General features: G+C 64.3%; 15 protein-coding genes. 8 read left to right on the top strand and 7 right to left on the bottom strand.

From position 1 onward, the window contains the following. The first annotated feature begins 9 nt into the window (after positions 1-9). From AC0L23_RS07960 to AC0L23_RS07935, 6 genes are all read left to right on the top strand, one after another. Positions 10-1173 carry an acyl-CoA dehydrogenase family protein gene (locus AC0L23_RS07960; protein WP_085361919.1) on the top strand — a complete coding sequence of 388 codons (1164 nt, stop codon included), beginning with the start codon at positions 10-12 and terminating at the stop codon, positions 1171-1173. Beyond that, complete coding sequence (locus tag AC0L23_RS07955) at positions 1173-1829, top strand: glutathione S-transferase family protein (RefSeq protein WP_018455959.1); 657 nt, start codon at positions 1173-1175, stop codon at positions 1827-1829. The genes AC0L23_RS07960 and AC0L23_RS07955 overlap by 1 nt, the downstream gene beginning before the upstream one ends. Before the next feature lie 170 nt (positions 1830-1999). Next, entirely contained in the window at positions 2000-2800 is an 801-nt protein-coding gene (locus AC0L23_RS07950) for a helix-turn-helix domain-containing protein (RefSeq protein WP_018455960.1), read from the top strand. Positions 2801-2999: 199 nt separating this feature from the next. Then, positions 3000-3866: a beta-keto acid cleavage family enzyme gene (locus tag AC0L23_RS07945; RefSeq protein WP_018455961.1), complete on the top strand. Its 867-nt coding sequence runs from the start codon at positions 3000-3002 to the stop codon at positions 3864-3866. 113 nt (positions 3867-3979) lie between these two features. Further along, entirely contained in the window at positions 3980-5596 is a 1617-nt protein-coding gene (locus AC0L23_RS07940; RefSeq protein WP_018455962.1) for an acyl-CoA carboxylase subunit beta, read from the top strand. Further along, a complete protein-coding gene (locus AC0L23_RS07935) occupies positions 5593-7566 on the top strand; it encodes an acetyl-CoA carboxylase biotin carboxylase subunit (RefSeq protein ID WP_085394870.1) in 1974 nt (657 codons plus the stop codon). The genes AC0L23_RS07940 and AC0L23_RS07935 overlap by 4 nt, the downstream gene beginning before the upstream one ends. Before the next feature lie 50 nt (positions 7567-7616). Here the strand turns inward: AC0L23_RS07935 and AC0L23_RS07930 are convergent, their stop codons facing one another. The 7 genes from AC0L23_RS07930 to AC0L23_RS07900 form a co-directional block, all read right to left on the bottom strand. Beyond that, a complete protein-coding gene (locus AC0L23_RS07930; RefSeq protein ID WP_018455964.1) occupies positions 7617-8603 on the bottom strand; it encodes an ABC transporter ATP-binding protein in 987 nt (328 codons plus the stop codon). Continuing rightward, a complete protein-coding gene (locus tag AC0L23_RS07925) occupies positions 8600-9607 on the bottom strand; it encodes an ABC transporter ATP-binding protein (protein WP_018455965.1) in 1008 nt (335 codons plus the stop codon). The genes AC0L23_RS07930 and AC0L23_RS07925 overlap by 4 nt, the downstream gene beginning before the upstream one ends. Next, positions 9607-10500, bottom strand: a complete 894-nt coding sequence (locus tag AC0L23_RS07920; protein ID WP_473356809.1) for an ABC transporter permease — start codon at positions 10498-10500, stop codon at positions 9607-9609. The genes AC0L23_RS07925 and AC0L23_RS07920 overlap by 1 nt, the downstream gene beginning before the upstream one ends. A gap of 9 nt (positions 10501-10509) precedes the next feature. Beyond that, positions 10510-11457: an ABC transporter permease gene (locus AC0L23_RS07915; RefSeq protein WP_018455967.1), complete on the bottom strand. Its 948-nt coding sequence runs from the start codon at positions 11455-11457 to the stop codon at positions 10510-10512. A gap of 35 nt (positions 11458-11492) precedes the next feature. Beyond that, the gene (locus tag AC0L23_RS07910; protein ID WP_085361917.1) at positions 11493-13091 is read right to left on the bottom strand and encodes an ABC transporter substrate-binding protein; all 1599 of its coding nucleotides are present in this window, start codon (positions 13089-13091) and stop codon (positions 11493-11495) included. 172 nt (positions 13092-13263) lie between these two features. After that, positions 13264-14814 carry an AMP-binding protein gene (locus AC0L23_RS07905; protein ID WP_085348657.1) on the bottom strand — a complete coding sequence of 517 codons (1551 nt, stop codon included), beginning with the start codon at positions 14812-14814 and terminating at the stop codon, positions 13264-13266. Positions 14815-14832: 18 nt separating this feature from the next. Then, a complete protein-coding gene (locus AC0L23_RS07900; RefSeq protein ID WP_085348656.1) occupies positions 14833-15987 on the bottom strand; it encodes an iron-containing alcohol dehydrogenase in 1155 nt (384 codons plus the stop codon). 279 nt (positions 15988-16266) lie between these two features. On the opposite strand from AC0L23_RS07900, the gene AC0L23_RS07895 reads away from it, so the two are divergent. Then, a complete protein-coding gene (locus AC0L23_RS07895) occupies positions 16267-17472 on the top strand; it encodes an efflux RND transporter periplasmic adaptor subunit (RefSeq protein ID WP_018455971.1) in 1206 nt (401 codons plus the stop codon). Continuing rightward, a complete protein-coding gene (locus AC0L23_RS07890) occupies positions 17469-20633 on the top strand; it encodes an efflux RND transporter permease subunit (RefSeq protein ID WP_085348654.1) in 3165 nt (1054 codons plus the stop codon). Before AC0L23_RS07895 ends, AC0L23_RS07890 begins: the two co-directional genes overlap by 4 nt. The last annotated feature ends 179 nt before the right edge of the window (positions 20634-20812 follow it).

Raw genomic sequence — 20812 nt, 5'->3', positions numbered from 1 at the left:
CTAATTAAGATGCTGTTCACCGCCGACCACGACGAGATCCGCCGTTCCTTGCAAAAATTCATTGCCAACGAGATCAATCCGCATGTCGATGAATGGGAGAAGGCCGACATCTTCCCGGCGCACGAGCTGTTCAGGAAGATGGGCAGGCTCGGCTTTCTCGGGCTGAACAAGCCGGTCGAATTCGGCGGCTCCGGCCTCGACTATTCCTATGCGCTGATGATGGCGGAGGAACTCGGCGCGATCAATTGCGGCGGCGTGCCGATGGCGATCGGGGTGCAGACCGACATGGCGACTCCTGCGCTGGCGCGGTTCGGCTCCGATGAAGTGCGGCGCGAATTCCTGGCGCCCTCGATCTCTGGCGACTATGTGGCCTGCATTGGCGTCTCGGAGCCCGGCGCGGGTTCTGACGTGGCCTCGATCAAGACCAATGCGCGCGGGGACGGCGACGATTACGTCATCGATGGTGGCAAGATGTGGATCACCAACGGCACCCAGGCCGACTGGATCTGTCTGCTCGCCAATACGGGCGACGGGTCCGTTCACCGCAACAAATCGCTGATCTGTGTGCCCATGAAGACCAAGGGCGTCACGGTCGCGCGCAAGCTCGACAAGATGGGCATGCGTTCCTCCGACACCGCGCAGATCTTCTTCGACAATGTCCGCGTGCCCAAGCGCAACCGGATCGGCGAGGAGGGCAAGGGCTTTACCTACCAGATGATCCAGTTCCAGGAGGAGCGGCTCTGGGGTGCGGCCGCCTGCCTGAAGGCGCATGAATACATTATCAACGAGACCATCGAATACACCCGCAATCGCAAGGCCTTTGGGAAGTCGATCCTCGACAACCAGGTCGTTCATTTCAAGCTCGCGGAGATGCAGACCGAGGTCGAGCTGTTGCGCGCGCTGATCTACTGTGCCGGAGAGGCGCTTGTGGCGGGCGAGGATGTCACGAAACTTGCGACCATGGCCAAGCTGAAGGCCGGGCGACTCGGCCGCGAGCTTACCGACGCCTGCTTGCAATATTGGGGTGGAATGGGCTTTACCAACGAGACGCCGGTCAGCCGTGCCTATCGCGACAGCCGTCTGACATCGATCGGCGGCGGCGCCGACGAGGTCATGCTGATGGTCCTGTGCAAGATGATGGGGACGCTGCCCGGCAGCAAAGGAAGTTCCTGATGATCACGCTCTATCACTGCGACGCCGCGCGCTCATTCCGTCCGCTCTGGATGCTGGAGGAGATGGGGCTGCCCTACGAGCTCAAGATGCTGCCGTTCCCGCCGCGGGTCTTCGCCAAGGAGTATCTCGCGCTCAATCCGCTGGGCACGATTCCCTTCATGGTCGACGGCGAGACGAAAATGACCGAGTCCTCCGGCATCTGCCACTATCTCGGCATCAAGCATGGACCGACGCCACTGATGGTCGGACCCGAAGATCCCGCCTATGGCGCGTTCGTGAACTGGATGTATTTCAGCGACGCCACGTTAACCTTCCCGCAGACGCTGGTGCTCCGATACACCCAGCTCGAGCCGGAAGAGCGCCGCAATCCGCAGGTCGCCGGCGACTATGCCAAATGGTTCTTGGGCCGCCTGCGCGCCGTCGAGGCAGCCACCGCAAATACCGAGGCCTTGTGCGCGGGCCGCTTCACTGCCGCCGACATCGTGATCGGTTACGCGCTCCGCCTCGCCGATACTATCGGGCTTGCCAAGGATTTTGGGCCAAATGTCGCAGCCTATTGGGCACGCTTGCAGCAACGGGATGGTTTCAAGCGCGCGGTTGCTGCGGAGCAACAGGCCGGCGTCGAGCAGAACGTGGCGCCAAGGGTGAGGGCCTGATTGTCGTTCTGGCGAAAGCCGGGACGGCCATGTTGCCGGGAGTTCCGGGTCGTCGGGACTGCCGCTGTTTTGCGCTTCATGATAGCGCTATCCCGCCGTGACAGCGCCCAGATTTCCGCTAAGGTGACCTCCGTCCGCAGCGGCCAAAGAGCCGCGCGAGGAGGATCCCAATGGAAGATAACGGTCGCGAATCCGACCATTTGATGCTGATCACGCCGGAGCGGGTATTCTATGCCGGCCTGCTCGGCCGCCCCCGCAAGCGGACGCCCGGCTGCTGCCATGTCTATGTCGCGGTGAAGGGCAGTCTGCATCTGACGATCGATGATGCGCTCGCCACCGGCGAGCTGTTCGTTACCCTACCGAACCAGCGGCATTCCATTGCGAGCGACTACCGCACCGCGATCAGCGTGACGCTGGAGCCGGAGAGCATGCCCGATGGCGTGATCGAGGTCCTGGCCGAGCGGCTCACCGGACCCGACAGGGCCGTCTATGCCCGCAAGATCCTCGCCGCCTACACGCTGCTGCGCCAGCGTCGCTACGGCGACATCACCACCGCCGAATTCGACCAGATGTGTTTTGGCGAGGCGCTGCCGCGCCGCGTGCTCGACCCCCGCGTGACGCGTGCGGTCGCCCGTATCGGCCGCTTCACGGGCGAACCCGTGACGGCGGACACATGCGCGGCGGAGGCCGGACTTTCCGCTTCGCGCTTCCTGCATCTGTTCAAGGAAGAGACCGGCATCTCGTTCCGCTCCTTCCGCGCCTGGAAGCGGGCGCGTCACCTGCTGCACTTCGCCAACCAGGACCTCAACCTCGCCCATCTCGCGCAGGACATCGGCTATCCCGACTCCACCCATTTCAGCCACTCGATCCGCCGCTTCTACGGCCTGAAGCCGCGCGCGATCTTCGTCGGCTCGCGCGATCTCGCGATCTATCGCAGCAGCGAGACCGTGAGGCTGGCGGAGGCGAGCTAGCGTCGTCTCGTAGGGTGGGCAAAGCGAAAGCGTGCCCACCATCTTCGCGAGGTATTGAGAGATGGTGGGAACGGCGCAAGAGCGCCTTTGCCCACCCTACGGTTTATCGCCTTTTTCCAGCTTCTCCGCGCAAGAAGCCGCCTGCCGCCCATCACATGATCGCAAACGTTGAATTATCAACGTGCGAGACATTCAAGGCATGAGCGACAAGGCCGTCATCACCTGCGCGCTGAACGGCGTGCTCACCGACCCGAAGCAGCACAACGTGCCTGTCACGCCCGAGCAGATGGCGCGCGAGGCCAAGGCTGCGTTCGATGCCGGCGCGTCCATCATGCACATCCATCTGCGTCAGCAGGCGCCGGACAAGGGGCATCTGCCGTCCTGGGAGGTCAGCGTCAGCAAGGAGATCCAGCAGGCGATTCGCGAAGCCTGCCCTGGCGTGATCATCAATCACACCTCCGGCGTCTCCGGGCCGAACTACAACGGTGCGCTGGATTGTATCCGCGAGACCAGGCCGGAGATCGCGGCCTGCAATGCCGGCTCGCTAAATTACCTGAAGGTGAAGGCCGACAACAGCTGGGCCTGGCCGCCGATGATGTTCGACAATGCGGTCGAGAAGGTGAAGGACTATCTCGACGTCATGAACGCGGTCGGTACCATCCCCGAATTCGAATGTTTTGACGTCGGCATCGTCCGCTGCGTCGGCATGTACCGCCAGGTCGGCATGTACAAGGGCCCGCTCGAGTATAACTTTGTGATGGGCGTCGCCTCCGGCATGCCGTCGGATCCCGATCTGCTGCCGATCCTGATTAAGCTGAAGCGTCCCGAGGCGCAATTTCAGGTCACCGCGATAGGCCGCGAAGAAATCTGGCCGCTGCACCAGCGCTGTGCGGAGCTCGGCGGTCATCTGCGCACCGGTCTCGAAGATGCCTTCTATCTCGCCGACGGCAAGAAGGTAACGTCGAACGGCCAGCTGATCGACGCCATCGCCGCCTGCGCCCGCCGTGCCGGCCGCGAGATCGCGAGCCCGGCGGAAGCGCGAAAGATTTTTGGGACGAATAGGTAAATTATCGCCTCAACCGTCATTGCGAGCGAAGCGAAGCAATCCAGAATCTTTCCATGGATGCGCCTGGATTGCTTCGTCGCTTTGCTCCTCGCAATGACGAGCAGGATTGAGTCATGTCCATTCTCGAAAACACGATTTCTCCCGGCAGTGCCGCCTATCGCGCCAACCGCGACGGCATGCTTGGCCTGATCGACCGCATGCGCGCGCTGGAAGAGCGCACGCGTGCGGCATCAGCCGCGGCGAAAGACCGCTTCCACAAGCGCGGCCAGCTGTTGCCGCGCGAGCGCGTCGCGCTGGTGCTCGATCCCGGCGCGCCCTTCATCGAGCTGTCCACGCTCGCCGGCTACATGTTCGACGTATCTGATCCGGACAAGAGCGTCCCCGGCGGCGGCGTCATCGCCGGCATCGGTTTCGTCTCGGGCATCCGTTGCATGGTCAGCGCCAACGATTCCGGCATCGATGCCGGCGCGCTTCAGCCCTACGGCCTCGACAAGACGATACGCGTGCAGGAGCTCGCGCTGGAGAACAAGCTGCCCTACGTCCAGCTGGTCGAAAGCGCCGGCGCCAATCTCCTGCGCTACCGCGTCGAAGACTTTGTCCGCGGCGGCAACATCTTCCGCAATCTCGCGCGACTCTCCGCAGCGGGCCTGCCCGTCGTGACCGTAACCCATGGCTCCTCGACCGCCGGCGGCGCCTATCAGACCGGCCTGTCCGACTACATCGTCATGGTCCGTGGCCGCACCCGCGCCTTCCTCGCCGGGCCGCCGCTGCTGAAGGCCGCCACCGGCGAGATCGCGACCGAAGAGGAGCTTGGCGGCGCCGAGATGCACACGCAGGTGTCGGGACTTGGCGACTACCTCGCCGAGGATGACCGCGACGCCCTGCGCATCGCGCGCGAGATCATGGCGGCGCTGGAATGGGAACGGCCGGGCAGGGCGAGCGCGGAATATAAGCCGCCGCGCTACGATCAAGACGAACTGCTCGGCATTATGCCGATGGACCACAAGCGCTCCGTGGACATGAAGCAGGTGATCGCACGTATCGTCGATGATTCCGACTTCACCGAGATGGCGCCGAACTACGGCCCGGCCACCGTCTGCGGCCATGCCCGCATCGAGGGCCAGACCATCGGCATCATCACCAACAACGGTCCGCTCGATCCGGCCGGTGCCAACAAGGCGACGCATTTCATCCAGGCGTGCTGCCAAACCCGAACGCCGCTGCTCTATCTGAACAACACCACCGGCTACATGGTCGGCAAAGCTTACGAAGAAGCCGGCATGATCAAGCATGGCTCCAAGATGATCCAGGCGGTGACGTCGGCGACAGTGCCGCAGATCACCATCTATTGCGGCGCCTCGTTCGGCGCCGGCAATTACGGCATGTGCGGGCGCGGCTTCCATCCGCGCTTCTGCTTCTCCTGGCCCAACGCCAAGACTGCCGTGATGGGCGGTGAGCAGGCCGCCGAGACCATGGCGATCGTCACCGAAGCCGCAGCCGCGCGTCGCGGCAAGCCGGTCGAAAAAGAAAAGCTCGATGGCATGAAGGCGCAGATCGTCGGCGTGTTCGACGGCCAGATGGACGTGTTCTCGACCAGCGCGCGCGTGCTCGACGACGGCGTGATCGATCCGCGCGACACCCGCGCGGTGCTGTCCGAAGTGCTCGCGATCTGTCGTGAAGGTGACGCGCGGAGCCCACAGCGCATGCAATTCTCGGTGGCCCGCCCATGAGGAACGGATCAGTGCAGCACCGGCCGTTCTTCAAGGTCCTGATCGCCAATCGCGGCGAGATCGCACTGCGGGTGATGCGCAGCGCGCGGAAGCTCGGCCTCGGCGTCGTCGCGGTCTATTCGGATGCGGATAGGGATGCGCTTCATGTGCAACAGGCCGACCAGGCCGTGCGAGTCGGCGAAGCGCTGCCGGCGCAGTCCTATCTCAACATCGCCGCGATCATAGCGGCCGCAAAGGCCAGCGGCGCGGATGCCGTTCATCCCGGCTATGGCTTCCTCGCCGAGAACGAGGAGTTTGCGCAAGCCTGCAAGGATGCCGGCCTCGTCTTCATCGGCCCGTCGCCGCAGGCGATCGAGACAATGGGCAACAAGGCCGGTGCCAAGGAGATCATGAAAAAGGCCGGCGTGCCCGTCGTGCCCGGCTATCAGGGCGCCGATCAGGGCGATGAAGTCATGCTCGCGGAGGCGAGAGAGATCGGCTTTCCCGTGATGATCAAGGCGGTCGCCGGCGGCGGTGGGCGCGGGATGCGGCTCGTGGCGGATGCCAATTCGTTCCCGGATGCACTGCGTAGCGCGCGGTCCGAGGCGAAGGCGGCGTTTGGCGATCCGACGGTGATCCTCGAACGCGCCATCCAGAATCCCCGTCACATCGAAATTCAGGTGTTCGGCGACAGCCATGGCAACGCCATCCATCTTGGCGAGCGCGACTGCTCGGTGCAGCGGCGGCACCAGAAACTAATCGAGGAGGCGCCGTCGACCGCAGTCACGCCCGACCTGCGTGCGAAGATGGGCGAGGTCGCGGTCGCCGCGGTGAAGGCGTTGCGTTACGAGGGCGCCGGCACGCTCGAATTTCTGCTCGATGCGAGCGGCGGATTCTACTTCATGGAGATGAATACGCGTCTCCAGGTCGAGCATCCCGTCACCGAGGCCATCACCGGGCTCGATCTCGTCGAATTGCAGCTGCGCGTCGCGCGCGGCGAGTCGCTGCCGGTCAAGCAGCAGGACATTCGCTTCACAGGCCACGCCATCGAGGTGCGGCTGTGCTCGGAGGACGCCGCGCAGGATTTCATGCCGCAGTCCGGGCGCATGGCGCGCTGGCAGGTGCCGGATGGCATCCGCGTCGAACATGCGCTGCAATCGGGCTCCGAGATTCCGCCGTTCTACGATTCCATGATCGCGAAGGTGATCGGCCATGGCGCGACCCGCGAGGAGGCGAGGGGGCGGCTGATCGTCGGCCTGGAGCAACTGACCGGATTTGGTGTGACTACCAATCAGACTTTCCTGATGTCATGCCTGCGTCATCCCGGCTTCGCCAAAGGCGAGGCGACCACGGCGTTCATTGGTGCCCATCGCGACGAGCTGCTGGCGCCGCGCGCGGACGCCGCATTCGACATGGCCTTGGCCGGCCTGCTGCTCTACGTCACGAACCCCCAGGCACCGTCGTGGCGCCGCGGACGGAGCCTCGCGGCAACGTTCCCGCTGCCGGCGAAAATCGAGATCGCAGGCCAGGCGCTTGAGCTAGAAGTCTGGCGCGAGCGCGATGGCAGCTACATTGTTGCCAGGGACGGCCGGCAAGACAAGTTCGAGATCGACCAACTCGATCTCGACGTGATCCGCTTCCGCCATGACGGCGTGATGGACAGTGCCAAATTCCTGCGCGACGGCGACCGGCTCCACCTCCAGCGCCGCGGCATCCCGCTCGCGGCGACCGATCTCACCCTCGCCGCGCCGAAGGCGGCCGCAAGCAACGGAGACGGCAAGGTTCGCGCTGCCATGAACGGCCGCGTCGTTGCCGTCCTGGTCAAGCCGGGCGACCGCGTCACTGCCGGCCAGCCGGTGATGACGTTGGAAGCGATGAAGATGGAGCATGTCCACAAGGCCGGCATCGACGGCGTCGTCGCCGCGATCGACGTCGCCGAGGGCGAGCAGGTGACAACGGGCCGGATCGTGGCGGAGATCGGGGCTGAGTAGGGCGGCAAGCTCAACTCGTCGCCCCGGCGAAGGCCGGGACGACAGCGGAGCTACTGGCTCCGCCCCGTTCCGCCATTGAGCAAGCACGCCACCTGGTGCCCGTCCCCCGCGTCCACCAACGCCGGTCGTTCCGTCCTGCATCGCTCCATCGCATACCGGCAGCGGGTGTGAAACGCACAGCCCGGCGGCGGATTGACCGGGCTTGGCACGTCGCCGTCGACCAGCGGCACGAGCTTTTTGGCGAGCGGGTTGGCGACCGGTACCGAGGCGAGCAGGGCCTGCGTGTAGGGATGGCGCGGATTGCGGAACAGCTCGTCCTTGTCCGCGATCTCGACGATGCGGCCGAGATACATCACGGCGACGCGGTGACTGATATGGGCGACCACGGCGAGGTCATGCGCGATGAAGAGGTAGGAGAAGCCGTGCTGCCGTTGCAGATCGATCAGGAGATTGATCACCTGCGCCTGGATCGAGACATCGAGCGCGGAGACCGGCTCGTCGCAGACGATCAGGCGGGGCCCGAGCGCCAGCGCGCGGGCGATGCAGATGCGCTGGCGCTGGCCGCCGGAGAATTGATGCGGGAAGTTGCGCATCTGGTCGGGCCGCAAGCCAACCTGCTCGAACAGCTGTGCGGTACGTGCCTCCAGCGCTTTGCCGGTCGCGAGCCCGTGCACGAACAGCGGCTCGCCCACGATGTCTCCGGCAGTCATGCGCGGGTTGAGCGAGGCGAAAGGATCCTGGAATACGATCTGCATCGAACGACGGTGTGGCCGCAGCGCGGACTTGGAGAGATGCGTGATGTCCTCGCCTTCGAGGCGAATCTGGCCCGAGGTCGGCTCGACCAGCCGCAGCACGCTGCGCGCCACCGTCGACTTGCCGCAGCCGGATTCGCCGACAAGGCCCAGCGTCTCCCCGACCCCAACCGAAAACGAGACGCCGTCGACCGCATGCACTGTGCCGATTTGTCGGCGCAACACGCCGGCGCGCACCGGATAGTGCTTCTTGAGTTCGGTGACTTCGAGCAGTGCGTCGGTCATGCCACCTCCGCCACTTCGGCTGCGCGCCAGCAGGCCGCGAGATGGCCGCCGCCCCAATCGATGAGCGGCGGATATTCGGCCTCGCAGCGCTTGATCGCGAGCTTGCAGCGTGGCGCGAACGCGCAACCTTTGGGCAGCCCCACCAGCGACGGCACGGTGCCGGGAATTTCGTTCAACCGTGCCGGCGCGGCAACGCCGGGCGCCGGCACCGCCGGGATCGATGCCATCAATCCGCGCGTGTAGGGGTGCTTTGGCGCGGCGAACAGCGCCTCGACGCTCGCTTCCTCGACCTTGCGTCCCGCATACATCACGATGACGCGTTGCGCGGTCTGCGCGACGACGCCGAGATCATGCGTGATCAGCACGAGCCCGGTGCCGAGCTCTTTCTGAAGGTCTAGGATCAGCGCCAGAATCTGCGCCTGGATGGTGACGTCGAGCGCGGTCGTGGGCTCGTCCGCGATCAGCAGCACCGGCCGGCACGCCAGCGCCATCGCGATCATGGCGCGCTGGCGCATGCCGCCGGACAGCTGATGCGGATATTCCCGCGCGCGCCGAGCCGGCTCGGGGATGCGCACCAGGCGCAGCATCTCGATTGCGATGCCCCGGGCCTCTTTGCTCGACATGTTCCGGTGCAGCCGCACGGTCTCGACGATCTGGTCGCCGATCCGCATCACCGGATTGAGCGAGGTCATCGGCTCCTGGAAGATCATCGAGATGCGGTTGCCCCTGACGGCACGCATCTCTGCTTCGTCCAGCGTCAGAAGGTCGGTGCCTTCGAGCGTGACGGAGCCGCCGACGATGCGGCCGGGTGGATCCGGCACCAGCCGCATCAGCGATAGTGCAGTGACGCTCTTGCCGCAGCCGGATTCGCCGACGATCGCCAGCGTCTCGCCGCGCTTCACCGTGAAGGAAACATCATCGACGGCCTTGAACAGACCGGAGTTGGTGAAGAACACCGTCTTCAGGTTCTTCACCTCGATCACGAGATCGGAGTTCTCAGCCATCAGCCGCGCTGCCGGGGATCGAGGATGTCGCGCAAGGCGTCACCGAACAGATTGGCGCCGAACACCGCGAAGCTGATGGCGATGCCCGGGAAGATCACCAGCCATGGCGCCGTGCGGACATATTCGGCGGCGGATTCAGAGAGCATGCGCCCCCACGACGGGTACGGCTCGGGAATGCCGAGGCCGAGGAAGGAGAGCGAGGCTTCCGTGAGGATAGTCGAGCCGAGCTGGGCCGTCGCAAGCACGATCAGCGGCGCCAGCGTATTCGGCAGCACGTGACGGAGCGCAATGCGTACCTCGCTCATGCCGATCGACTTGGCGGCCTCGATGAATGGCAGCTCGCGCAGCGCCAGCGTGTTGGCGCGGATGACGCGCGAGACGGTCGGGATCAGCGGAATGGCGATCGCAATGATGACGTTCGGCAAGGACGGCCCAAGCGCCGCGGTCATGATCAGGGCCAGCACCAGCAGCGGCAGCGCCTGGAGGACATCGGAGACGCGCTGGAACACGAGATCGACCCAGCCGGAGAGATAGCCGGAGGTGAGGCCGACGATCACGCCGATGCTGCCGCCGAGCGCCGTCGAGCCGATGCCGACCGCGAGCGAGATCCGCGCGCCATGAATGATGCGGCTGAAGACATCGCGGCCGAAGGAATCCGTGCCCATCCAGTGTGCCAGGCTTGGACGCGCCAGTGCCCGAGCGGCATCGATCGTCAGCGGATCGTAACGCGCGATGAAGTCGGCGAAGATCGCGGTGAACACGAACAGGGTCATGATGACGAGCCCGGCCGCGCCCAGCACATGCCGCTGCGCCAAAAACAGCACGCGCCGCCAGCCGACGGTCGCGTGCGCCCCGGCGCGCCTCAGTTCAACGTCATAGTCGATCGCAGCCAACAGGTTCTCCTAATCCGTGTACCGGATACGCGGGTCGAACACCGCGTACAGCATGTCCACGATGAAATTCGCGCTCACCACGACGATGGCAATCAGCATCACCAGGTTCTGCACGATCGGATAATCGCGCCAGCGAATCGCCTCGACCAGGAAGCGCGCGACGCCGGGGATGTTGAACACCGTCTCCGTCACGATGAGGCCGCCGATCAGGAACGCCGCTTCGATGCCAATCACGGTGATGACGGGCAGAATCGCATTCTTCAGCGCATGCTGATAGTTCACAGCGGCGTCCGATGCGCCCTTGGCACGCGCGGTGCGGATATAGTCCTGCCGCAGCACCTCCAGCATCGAGGATCGCGTGATGCGCATGGTCAGTGCCGCGCTGCGGAAGCCGACGGCTGCGGCGGGCACGGCATAGGTCGCAAACGCTTCCAGCCAAGTCGCTGGATTCGGGTTGAAGATCGGCATCTGGTTGAACATCGCCACCGAGGCGGTGAGGATGAGCAGGCCAAGCCAGAACGAAGGCAGCGACAATCCGCTGAGGCTCACCACACGCAATGCGTAGTCGAGCCTCGTTCCCTGCTTCACCGCGCTGATCACGCCAAGGGGGATGCCGATCGAGGTCGAGAACAACAGCGCCAGGCCCGCGAGCCGTGCGGTGATCGGGATCCGTGGCAGGATCTCCTGGAGCGCCGGCTTCTCGGAGACGTAGGAGTAGCCAAAATCGCCGCGCAGGAAGCCGCTGATCCAGTGCCAATATTGCACCACCAGCGGCTGGTCGATGCCGAGCTCCTTCTCCAGATTGGCCTTGTCGGCGGGGTCCACATAGCCCGCGGCGGCGAACAGGATGTCGACGATATTCCCGGGGACGATGCGCAGCAGGAAGAAGATGACGATCGAGATCCCGAACAGGGTCAGGAGCATCAGCAACAGGCGCCGCACCAGATAGGCAAACATGCATCGCCTCCCGTCGAACCCGTCAGCCGCCCGCGCTACTTGTCCATCCAGACGTCCTCGTAGCGATAGCCATTGTAGGAGCTGTTCGACATCACCGTCACGCCCTTGACGTAAGGTTGCCAGCAGCTGCCGGTACGTGCGTGGAAGATGATCGGGCGGGCGACGTCCTCCTGCAGCTTCTTGTCGATGTCCCACACCAGCTTCTTGCGCTTGTTAATGTCGGTCTCCTGGGACTGCACGTCGAACAGCTTTTCGATCTCCTTGTTGCAGTAATTGGTGTAGTTGCGCTCGGAGCCGCAGGAATAGTTCTCGTAGAAGGACTGGTCGGGGTCGTCGACGGCATTGCCGGTCAAATTGAGCCCGAGCATGTAATCCTTCCGCGCGATCTTCGGGAACCAGTTTGCGGTCTCGACCACGTCGAGCTCGCCGTCGATATAGATACTCTTGAGCTGATCGATCAGAATCACCGCAGGATCGCGGTAGACCGGAATGTTGCGGGTCGAGACCTTGACGGCGAGATGCTTATCCGGCCCATAGCCGGCCTTCTGCATCAGCTTTTTCGCTTCCTCACGGTTGGCGTTGATGTCGGGGCCGTAGCCCGGAATGGTCTCGAGCATCTCCTTCGGCATCCCCCACAGCCCATTCGGCGGCGGCAGCAGGGTGCCGCCGATGTCACCCTGGCCCTCGAACAAGATCGAGATGAAGGCCTTTCGGTCGAGCGACAGCGCCATGGCGCGACGGATGTCGATATTGTCGAACGGCGGCGCGGACGAATTGACGATGATGTTGGTGGCGACATTGTTGGGCTCGACCACGCAGACCGCGTTCGGCGCCTGCGATTTGACGTCCTTGAGCAGCGGGATGCTCACCTCGGTCGGGAAGGTCATGTCGAACTTGCCGGCGACGAACGCGAGGATCGCGGTGGAGCGGTTCGGGATGATGGTGAACTCGATGCCGTCGAGATAGGGCCGGCCCTTGCGCCAATAGTCGGGATTGCGGGTCAGCTTGATCGATTCATTGGCCTTGAACTCGACGAACTTGAACGGCCCGGTGCCGATCGGGTGCGTGCGCATGTCGCCGGGCGAGACGTGGCAGGGATAGACCGGCGTGTAGCCCGAGGCGAGCAGCGCCAGCAGCGAAGGCTGTGGCCGCTTCAGATTGAAGGAGACCTCGAGATCGCCGTTGGTGGAGACGTCGTTGACCTGTTCGTACCAGCTCTTGCGCGGGTTCTGCCGGAACTTCTGCTGCGACTTGCCCATCAGCATGTCGAAGGTGCATTTGACGTCCGCCGAGGTGAACGGCTTGCCGTCGTGCCACTTCACGCCCTGGCGTAGCTTGAAGGTCAGCGTCTTGTTGTCGTTGACCCAGGCCCAGCTCTCGGCGAGCTCGGGCACGATGGTGTCCATGCTGTTCTGCGCCACGTCCTGCTTGTAGATGACGAGGTTGTTGAACACCGGCATGAAGGGAACGTTGAGCGAGTAGGTCGCGCCTTCGTGGATCGAGGCATTGCCGGGACTGTCGCGGTGGTACATCCGCAAAATGCCGCCCTGCTTGGGCTCGCTGGCGAGTGCAACGCTCGAAAACGCAAGCAAAGATAGCGCCGCCGTCGCGGCGAGCGCCCGTACGCTCCGCATCCTCGTCCTCCCTGGACATCGGCCTTTTGCGGCCTGTTTGTCCCGACGATAGCGGCGCGTGCGCGGTGAGGCAACCGTCAAGGTCCGCTACTCTCTTGGCAATTCGGACGACGGAAGGCCGCAGGGGTTTCTCTCACGATGAGAGGGAAGTTTCTCCGGCGACAGCGGCCCTTCACACAATCCTTGACGCCTTGTTCCCCCAATACCGGTCCCGCAGCAGCCGCTTGTACAGCTTCCCCGTCGGCAGCCGCGGCAACTCCTTCTCGAAATCGACCGAGCGCGGCACCTTTTGCCGCGACAGCGACGCCCCGCAGAACGCGATCAGCTCCTCGGCGAGCGCCTCGCCCGGCACGGCCCCGGGCATCGGCTGCACCACCGCCTTCACCTCTTCGCCGAGATCGGAATTGGGCACGCCGAACACCGCGGCGTCCGCAACCTTCGGATGGGTGATCAACAGATTCTCGCACTCCTGCGGATAAATGTTCACGCCGCCGGAGATGATCATGAAGGTCGCGCGGTCCGTTAAATAGAGGAAGCGATCCTCGTCGACATAGCCGACGTCGCCGACCGTGCTCATGCTGCCGTCGGTCGAGCGCGCTTCCTTGGTCTTCTCGGGATCGTTGAAATATTCGAACGGTGAGGCCGTCTTGAACCAGACCTGTCCTGGCGTGCCGGTGGGGCATGGCTTCATGGTCTCATCGAGAATATGGAGGTCGCCGAGCAGCACCTTGCCGACGGTGCCGCGGTGGGCGAGCCATTCCGCGCTGTCGCAGGCGGTGAAGCCAAGGCCCTCGGTGGCGCCGTAGTATTCGTGGATGATCGGTCCCCACCATTTGATCATGTCATCCTTGACCTGCGCCGGGCAGGGCGCGGCGGCATGGATCGCGATCTCGAGCGAGGAGAGGTCGTAGCGCGCGCGCACCTCCTCCGGCAGCTTGAGCATGCGCGAGAACATCGTCGGCACGAGCTGGGTGTGGGTGATACCCCATTGCTCGACGAGCTGGAGGTAACGCTCGGGATCGAAATTCTCCATGATGATCGCGGTGCCGCCCATGCGGATCGTGAGGTTCACGGCGGCCTGCGGCGCCGAATGATAGAGCGGCGCCGGCGACAGGTAGATCATGCCCTCGCGGTAGTGCCAAAGCTTTGTCAGGAAATCGAACAACGGCAGATTGTGTTTCGGCGGCTCCTCCGGAAGCGGCCGCAGAATCCCTTTTGGCCGTCCCGTCGTGCCCGATGAATACAGCATGGCGGTGCCGAGCCATTCATCCGGGATCGGCGTCTTCGGCAGGTCGGCGGTTACCTCAGTGAGGCCGACGATGCGCTCGCTCTCGCCCGAGCCGTCGGCGACGATGCACAGCTTGATGTCGGGGCAGACCTTGATCGCCTCGCGGGCGATATCGAGCTTCGCAACCGACGTGATCAGGATTTTCGACTGGCTGTTGACCAGGAGATAGGCGAGCTCGCCCGGCGTCAGGAACGAGTTGATGCAGGTGTAGTAGAGGCCGGAGCGCTCGCCCGCGCCGCAGGCTTCGAGGTAGCGGGAATTGTTCTCCATGAAGATCGAGTAGTGGTCGAGCCGCTTCAGGCCATACTTGCGCAACAGGTGCGCCAGCCGATTGCTGCGCGCATCGAGCTCGCGATAGGTGACGGCCTCGCCGGTCGTCGCCATGATGAAGGCGGGCTGGAGTGGGCGCAGGCGGGCATGCTGACCTGGGTACATCAGTCCTCCGGCTTTGGATCATGCGGCAAGAAGCAGGATTTCGCGCACTTGAGCGGGGCTGTCGATCTTGCGCGGGTTGCGCGGGATCCAGTTCGTGCGCATCGCAGCGTCCGCGATGGCGTCGAAATGCTCCGGCGAGACGCGCACATCGGCGAGGCTGCGCGGCATGCCGAGCGAGCGGATGAAGGCATCGAGCACATCGGCTGCCGCGCGGCCGGGAAAGCCCATTGCGGCCGCGACGATCATCTGGCGCTCGGCATTGTCGCGCGCATTCCAGCGCATCACGGCCGGCAGCATGACGCAGGAGGTGTAGCCATGCGGTACGTCGAAGGCTGCGCCCAGCACGTAACCGATGCCGTGGCTCGCGCCCATCGGCACGCCAGCGGCGAGCGCGCCCATCGACAGCCAGGTGCCGATCTGCGCATCCATTCGCGCGTCGAGGTCAGCAGGGTCAGCCTTCACCCGTGGCAGCGCGTCGGCGAGCATGGCGAGGCCCTTCACCGATTGCGCGTCGGCATAGGGGTGCGTCTCGCGCGAGCAGATCGCCTCGACGCAATGATCGATGGCGCGGATGCCGGTCGAGAGGAATAGCCATTCCGGCGTGTGCACGGTGATGGCGGGATCGAGGATGGTCGCGCGCGGAACGCTGAGCGGATGCCGTAGCATCTGTTTCACATGGGCGGTGCGGTCGGTGACGCCTGCGATCGAGCTGAACTCGCCGCCGGCGATCGTGGTCGGCACGCTGATCTGACGCACGGTCGGCGCCGTCATCTCGGGCGCGACGCCCTTGTGCACGCGGATACGCTCGATGCCGTCGACATCGTCGATGCCGTTGGCGAGGCAGAGCTGCACCGCCTTGGCGCCGTCGGTGATCGAGCCGCCGCCCACGGTGACGATCAGGTCGGCGCCCGCTTCGCGCGCCGCATTGGTGGCGGCGATCACCGCCTCGCGCGGGGTGTGCGCCGGCATGGCATCGAAGACGCCCGCGCAATTTGTGCCCAGGGCTTGTTTGATCTTGGCGATTTCGTCGGTCTGCCGGTTGAGCGTGCCCGAGACCATCAGGAAGGCGCGGCGCGTCCCCAGCCGGTCCATCTGGGCGACCACGGCCTCGGCCGCGGGGTGGCCGAACACGACTTCCTCGATCGCGCCGTAAACGACACGTCCCTGGTGCACGCCTGTCCTCCCCGGACAATTCGTCTTGTTTTATGAGGAGCAATCTAGCCGAGCCGGCTCCGCCCGTCATGTGCAAAGACGCTAACGCACTCTCCGCTTGCTCTCCCGGCTCACGGGGAGAGGCGAACAAGCCCTGTCAACCCGTCATCCGGTCAGGGCATTCCTCCGAGCATTGCCTGCGCTTTGGTCTTGAAGAGTTCATCATTGCCACCCATCTTGTGGCGCCCGCGGGTACAGGCGTACCCTGCTTTTTCCGCGGCTTTGATGCGAGGACCTGGGATGACTGGACCGGACGGAAGCGAGCAATTTGTCAAAACGCACGATTTCGTTTCGCCTCGGCCTTACGCCATCGTCGGCCTTCTCGCCGCGGCGTTCGTGCTCACCGGTTGCGGCCAGCCGGCCTCGCAAGCGAGCGCTCCCCCGCCGGCGCCGGTAACCGTCGCCCAGCCGGTCAAGCGCACCGTCACCGATTGGGACGAGTTCACCGGCCGCTTCGAGGCGATGGAGGAGGTGCAGGTCCGCCCGCGCGTCGGCGGGTTCGTCAACTCTGTCGAATTCCAGGATGGCGCCATCGTGCGTCAGGGCGATCTGCTCTATGTCATCGACCCACGTCCGTTCGAGGCGGTGGCCACGCAGGCGGAGGGGCAGCTTTCCGATGCGCGTGCCAAGGTGGAGCTTGCAAAGCGGGAGCTCGATCGCGGTTTGAGCCTGGTGCAGACCAGCGCCGTCTCCGAGCAGGTGGTCGATCAGCGCCGTCAGGCCTTGCAGGCCGCGCACGCTGCCGAAACACAGGCCGAGGGTGCGCTCAAAGTCGCCAAGCTCAATATCGAATTCACGCATGTGACGGCGCCGCTGACCGGCCGCGTCAGCCGCCACCTTGTCAGCCCTGGCAATCTCGTGCAGGGCAGCGATACCGGAACGTCGACGCTGCTCACCTCGATCGTGACGCTCGACCCGATCTATATCTATTTCGACATGGATGAGGCGACCTTCATCAAATACAGCAAGCTGTGGTTCGAAGGCCGCCGCCCGAGTTCGCGCGATACGGCGAACCCGGTGCAGGTGACGCTCGCCGGCGAGACGAAACCATCCCGTGAAGGCAGCATCAATTTCCTCGACAACCGCCTCGATGTCTCCACCGGCACGCTGCGCAGCCGCGCCGTGGTCAAGAACACCGATCTTTCGATCCTGCCCGGTCAGTTCGGGCGTATCAGACTGATCGGCAGCGCGCCCTATGAAGCGCTGCTGATCCCCGACGTTGCGGTCGCAACTGACCAGTCCCGCAAGATCGTGTTCGTGGTCAAGCCGGACGACACCGTCGAGGCGCGTCCCGTGACGCTCGGACCGCTCGACGAGGGCCTGCGCGTGATCCGCGAGGGATTGAAGGCGGACGACCGCGTCATCGTCAACGGCATCCAGCGCGCCCGCGTCGGTGCCAAGGTCGCACCGCAGACGGCACCAGCGCCCGCCGGTGGCAAATCATGAATCTTGGCCGTCTCTCCATCAACCAGCCCATCCTGGCGATGGTGCTGTCGATCGTGCTGCTGATCGTCGGCGCGCTCGCGTACACCACGCTGCCAGTATCCGAATATCCGCAGGTGGTGCCGCCGACCGTCGTCGTCACCACGCAATATCCCGGCGCCTCCGCGCAGACCGTGTCCGACACGGTTGCAGCGCCCATCGAGCAGGAGATCAACGGTGTCGAGGACATGCTGTATCTTTACAGCCAGGCGACCTCGAACGGCCAGCTCACCATCACCGTCACTTTCAAGCTCGGCACCGATCTCGACAAGGCCCAGGTGCTGGTGCAGAACCGCGTCGCGATCGCGCAGCCGCGTTTGCCTGAAGAGGTTCAGCGCAACGGCGTCACCACACGCAAGAACTCGCCCGACATCTTGATGGTCGTGTTCATGCTGTCGCCGGACGACACTTTCGACCAGCTCTACATCTCCAACTACGCGCTGCTCCAGGTCCGCGACCAGCTGCTCCGGATCGACGGCGTCGGCGACATCCAGATCTTCGGCGCACGCGACTATTCGATGCGGCTATGGCTCGATCCGGATAGAATCGCCAATCTCGGCCTGACGTCGGCCGAAGTGCTCGCCGCGATCCGCGCGCAGAACGTGCAGATCGCGGGCGGCCAGATCGCCGAGCCGCCGATCGCCGACCGCGCGTTCCAGCCGAACCTCACCTTTACCGGGCGATTGAAAGACCAGAAGCAGTTCGAGGACATCCTGATCAAGGCCGGCTCCGACGGCCGCACGGTGCGCCTGCGCGATGTCGCCCGTATCGAGCTCGGTGCACTCGCGTACTCCACCAACAGCTTCCTGCTGCGCAAGTCGGCGGTCGCCATGCTGGTGACGCAGCGACCGGGATCGAACGCGCTCGCGACCGCGAAGCACATCTCGGACACGATGACGAAGCTGAAGGAGACCTTTCCGAAAGGCCTCGACTTCAATATCGGCTACAACCCGACCGAGTTCATCGCGCAGTCGGTCCACGAGCTGATCAAGACCATCTACGAGGCCATGTTGCTCGTGGTCATCGTAGTTCTGGTGTTCCTGCAGGGATGGCGCCCCGCGATCATTCCGATCATCGCGATCCCGGTGTCGCTGGTCGGCACTTTCGCGGTGATGGCGGCGCTCGGCTTCTCGATCAACAATCTCACGCTGTTCGGGCTCGTTCTCGCCGTCGGCATCGTGGTCGACGACGCCATCGTGGTGGTCGAGAATGTCGAGCGGCATCTCGAGCATGGCATGAGCCGGCGCGACGCCGCGCTGAAGACCATGGAGGAGGTGGGCGGCGCATTGGTGTCGATCGCGCTGGTGCTCTGCGCGGTGTTCGTCCCGACTGCGTTTTTGGGCGGCATTTCCGGGCAATTCTTTCAGCAATTCGCCGTCACCATTGCGGTCGCGACCGCAATCTCCTGCTTCTGCTCGTTGACGCTGTCGCCGGCGCTGGCCTCGCTTCTTCTCGTTCCGCACGAGGAGAAGCGGCCGCCGGCGCGCTGGAATATCCTCGCCCGCGGCTGGAGTGCTTTCACGGGCGTCTTTAACCGCGTGTTCGACCGTCTCGCGCATGGCTATGCAGGCCTCGCCAATTTCGTGATCCGGCATTCGGCGGTGATGATCCTGATCTACGTCGTGCTGATCGGCAGCGCCGGTTGGCTGATCGCTACCACGTCGCAAGGCTTTATTCCGGCGCAGGACCGCGGCTACGTCATCATCTCCGTGCAATTGCCGGGCGCGGCCTCGCTGGCGCGCACCACCGAGGTCGTGCGCGAGATCGAGCGGATCGCGCTGGATACGCCGGGTATCATCCGCGTCGCCGCTTTCGCCGGCTTCTCCGGCGCGACGCGGACGCAGGCCGGTAACGCGGCGGCGCTCTTCCCGGTGTTCGACGAGCCCGAGGCGCGGATCAAGAAGGGATTGTCCGCGAACGCCATCACGGTCGAGCTGCGCAAACGCCTGGCCGCGATTCAGGGTGCCTTCATCATCGTGATTCCACCGCCGGCCGTGCCCGGCATCGGCACCGGTGGCGGCTTCACCATCCGCATCCAGGACCGCCAGGGCCGTGGGCCGGAGATGCTCGCCGCAGCTACTGACGAGCTTGTCGCCGCGGCGCGCAAATCGCCCTCGCTGCTCGCTCCCTCCGTGTTCTCGCCGTTCTCGGCCAATACGCCGCAGCTCTTCGTCGACATCGACCGCACCAAGGCGCAGAAGCTCGGTGTTCCCATCGCCGGCATCAACGACACGATCCAGACCTATTTCGGATCGACCTATGTCAACGACTTCAACCTGTTCGGCCGGACCTATCACGTCACAGCGCAGGCGGATTTTCCGTTCCGCAAAGAGCCGAGCGATCTGTCGCGCCTACGCACGCGGAACGCCTCCGGCGACATGGTGATGCTGGGCAGCGTGGTCGAGTTCAAGGACATCTCCGGCCCCGACCGTGTCGCGCGCTACAATCTCTACGCGGCGTCCGAGTTGCAGGGCGAGCCGGCGCCAGGCACCAGCTCGACCACCGCGCTCAACGCGATCAAGAAGCTCGCGGACGACACCCTGCCAAGCGGCTTCAGCTTCGAATGGACCGATCTGTCCTACCAGCAGATCACTGGCGGCAATGCGGGTCTCTACGTGTTCCCGATTTGCGTGCTGTTCGTCTATCTGGTGCTCGCCGCGCAATATGGCAGCTGGACCTTGCCGTTCGCGGTGATCCTGATCGTGCCGATGTGCCTGTTGGCCGCCACGATCGGCGTGCGCATCATGGGGCAGGACGTCAACATCCTCACCCAGATCGGTTTCGTCGTGCTGGTGGGGCTGGCGGCAAAGAACGCGATCCTGATCGTCGAGTTCGCCCGCGACATCGAGAAAGAAGGCAAGCCGCGGCTGGAGGCCGTGATCGACGCCTGTCGGTTGCGCCTGCGGCCGATCCTGATGACGTCCTTCGCCTTCATCCTCGGCGTGCTGCCGCTGGTGATCTCGTCCGGCTCGGGCTCGGAGATGCGGCAAGCCGTCGGCGTCGCCGTGTTCTTCGGCATGATCGGTGTCACCCTGTTTGGGCTTCTGTTCACGCCGATCTTCTATGTGGTGGTGCGGAACCTGGCCGAGGGGAAGAACGAGGGGAAGCCGAAGGCGGTGGGCTGATAAGTACCAAATGGCGCGCCACCGACCCTTCAATATTCACGCTGTCGTCCCGGCGAAGGCCGGGGACCCATAACCCTCGAACGTGGTTTAGTGAAGATTCGTCGTTCGGTACTCCTACCGACCGCAACCGAGGGATTCCGCGGTATGGGTCCCGGCCCCCGTGCGCAATTGCGCACTAG

Source organism: Bradyrhizobium sp. MI1.4, assembly GCF_055811315.1.
This window is presented reverse-complemented; position numbering and strand designations above follow the sequence as displayed.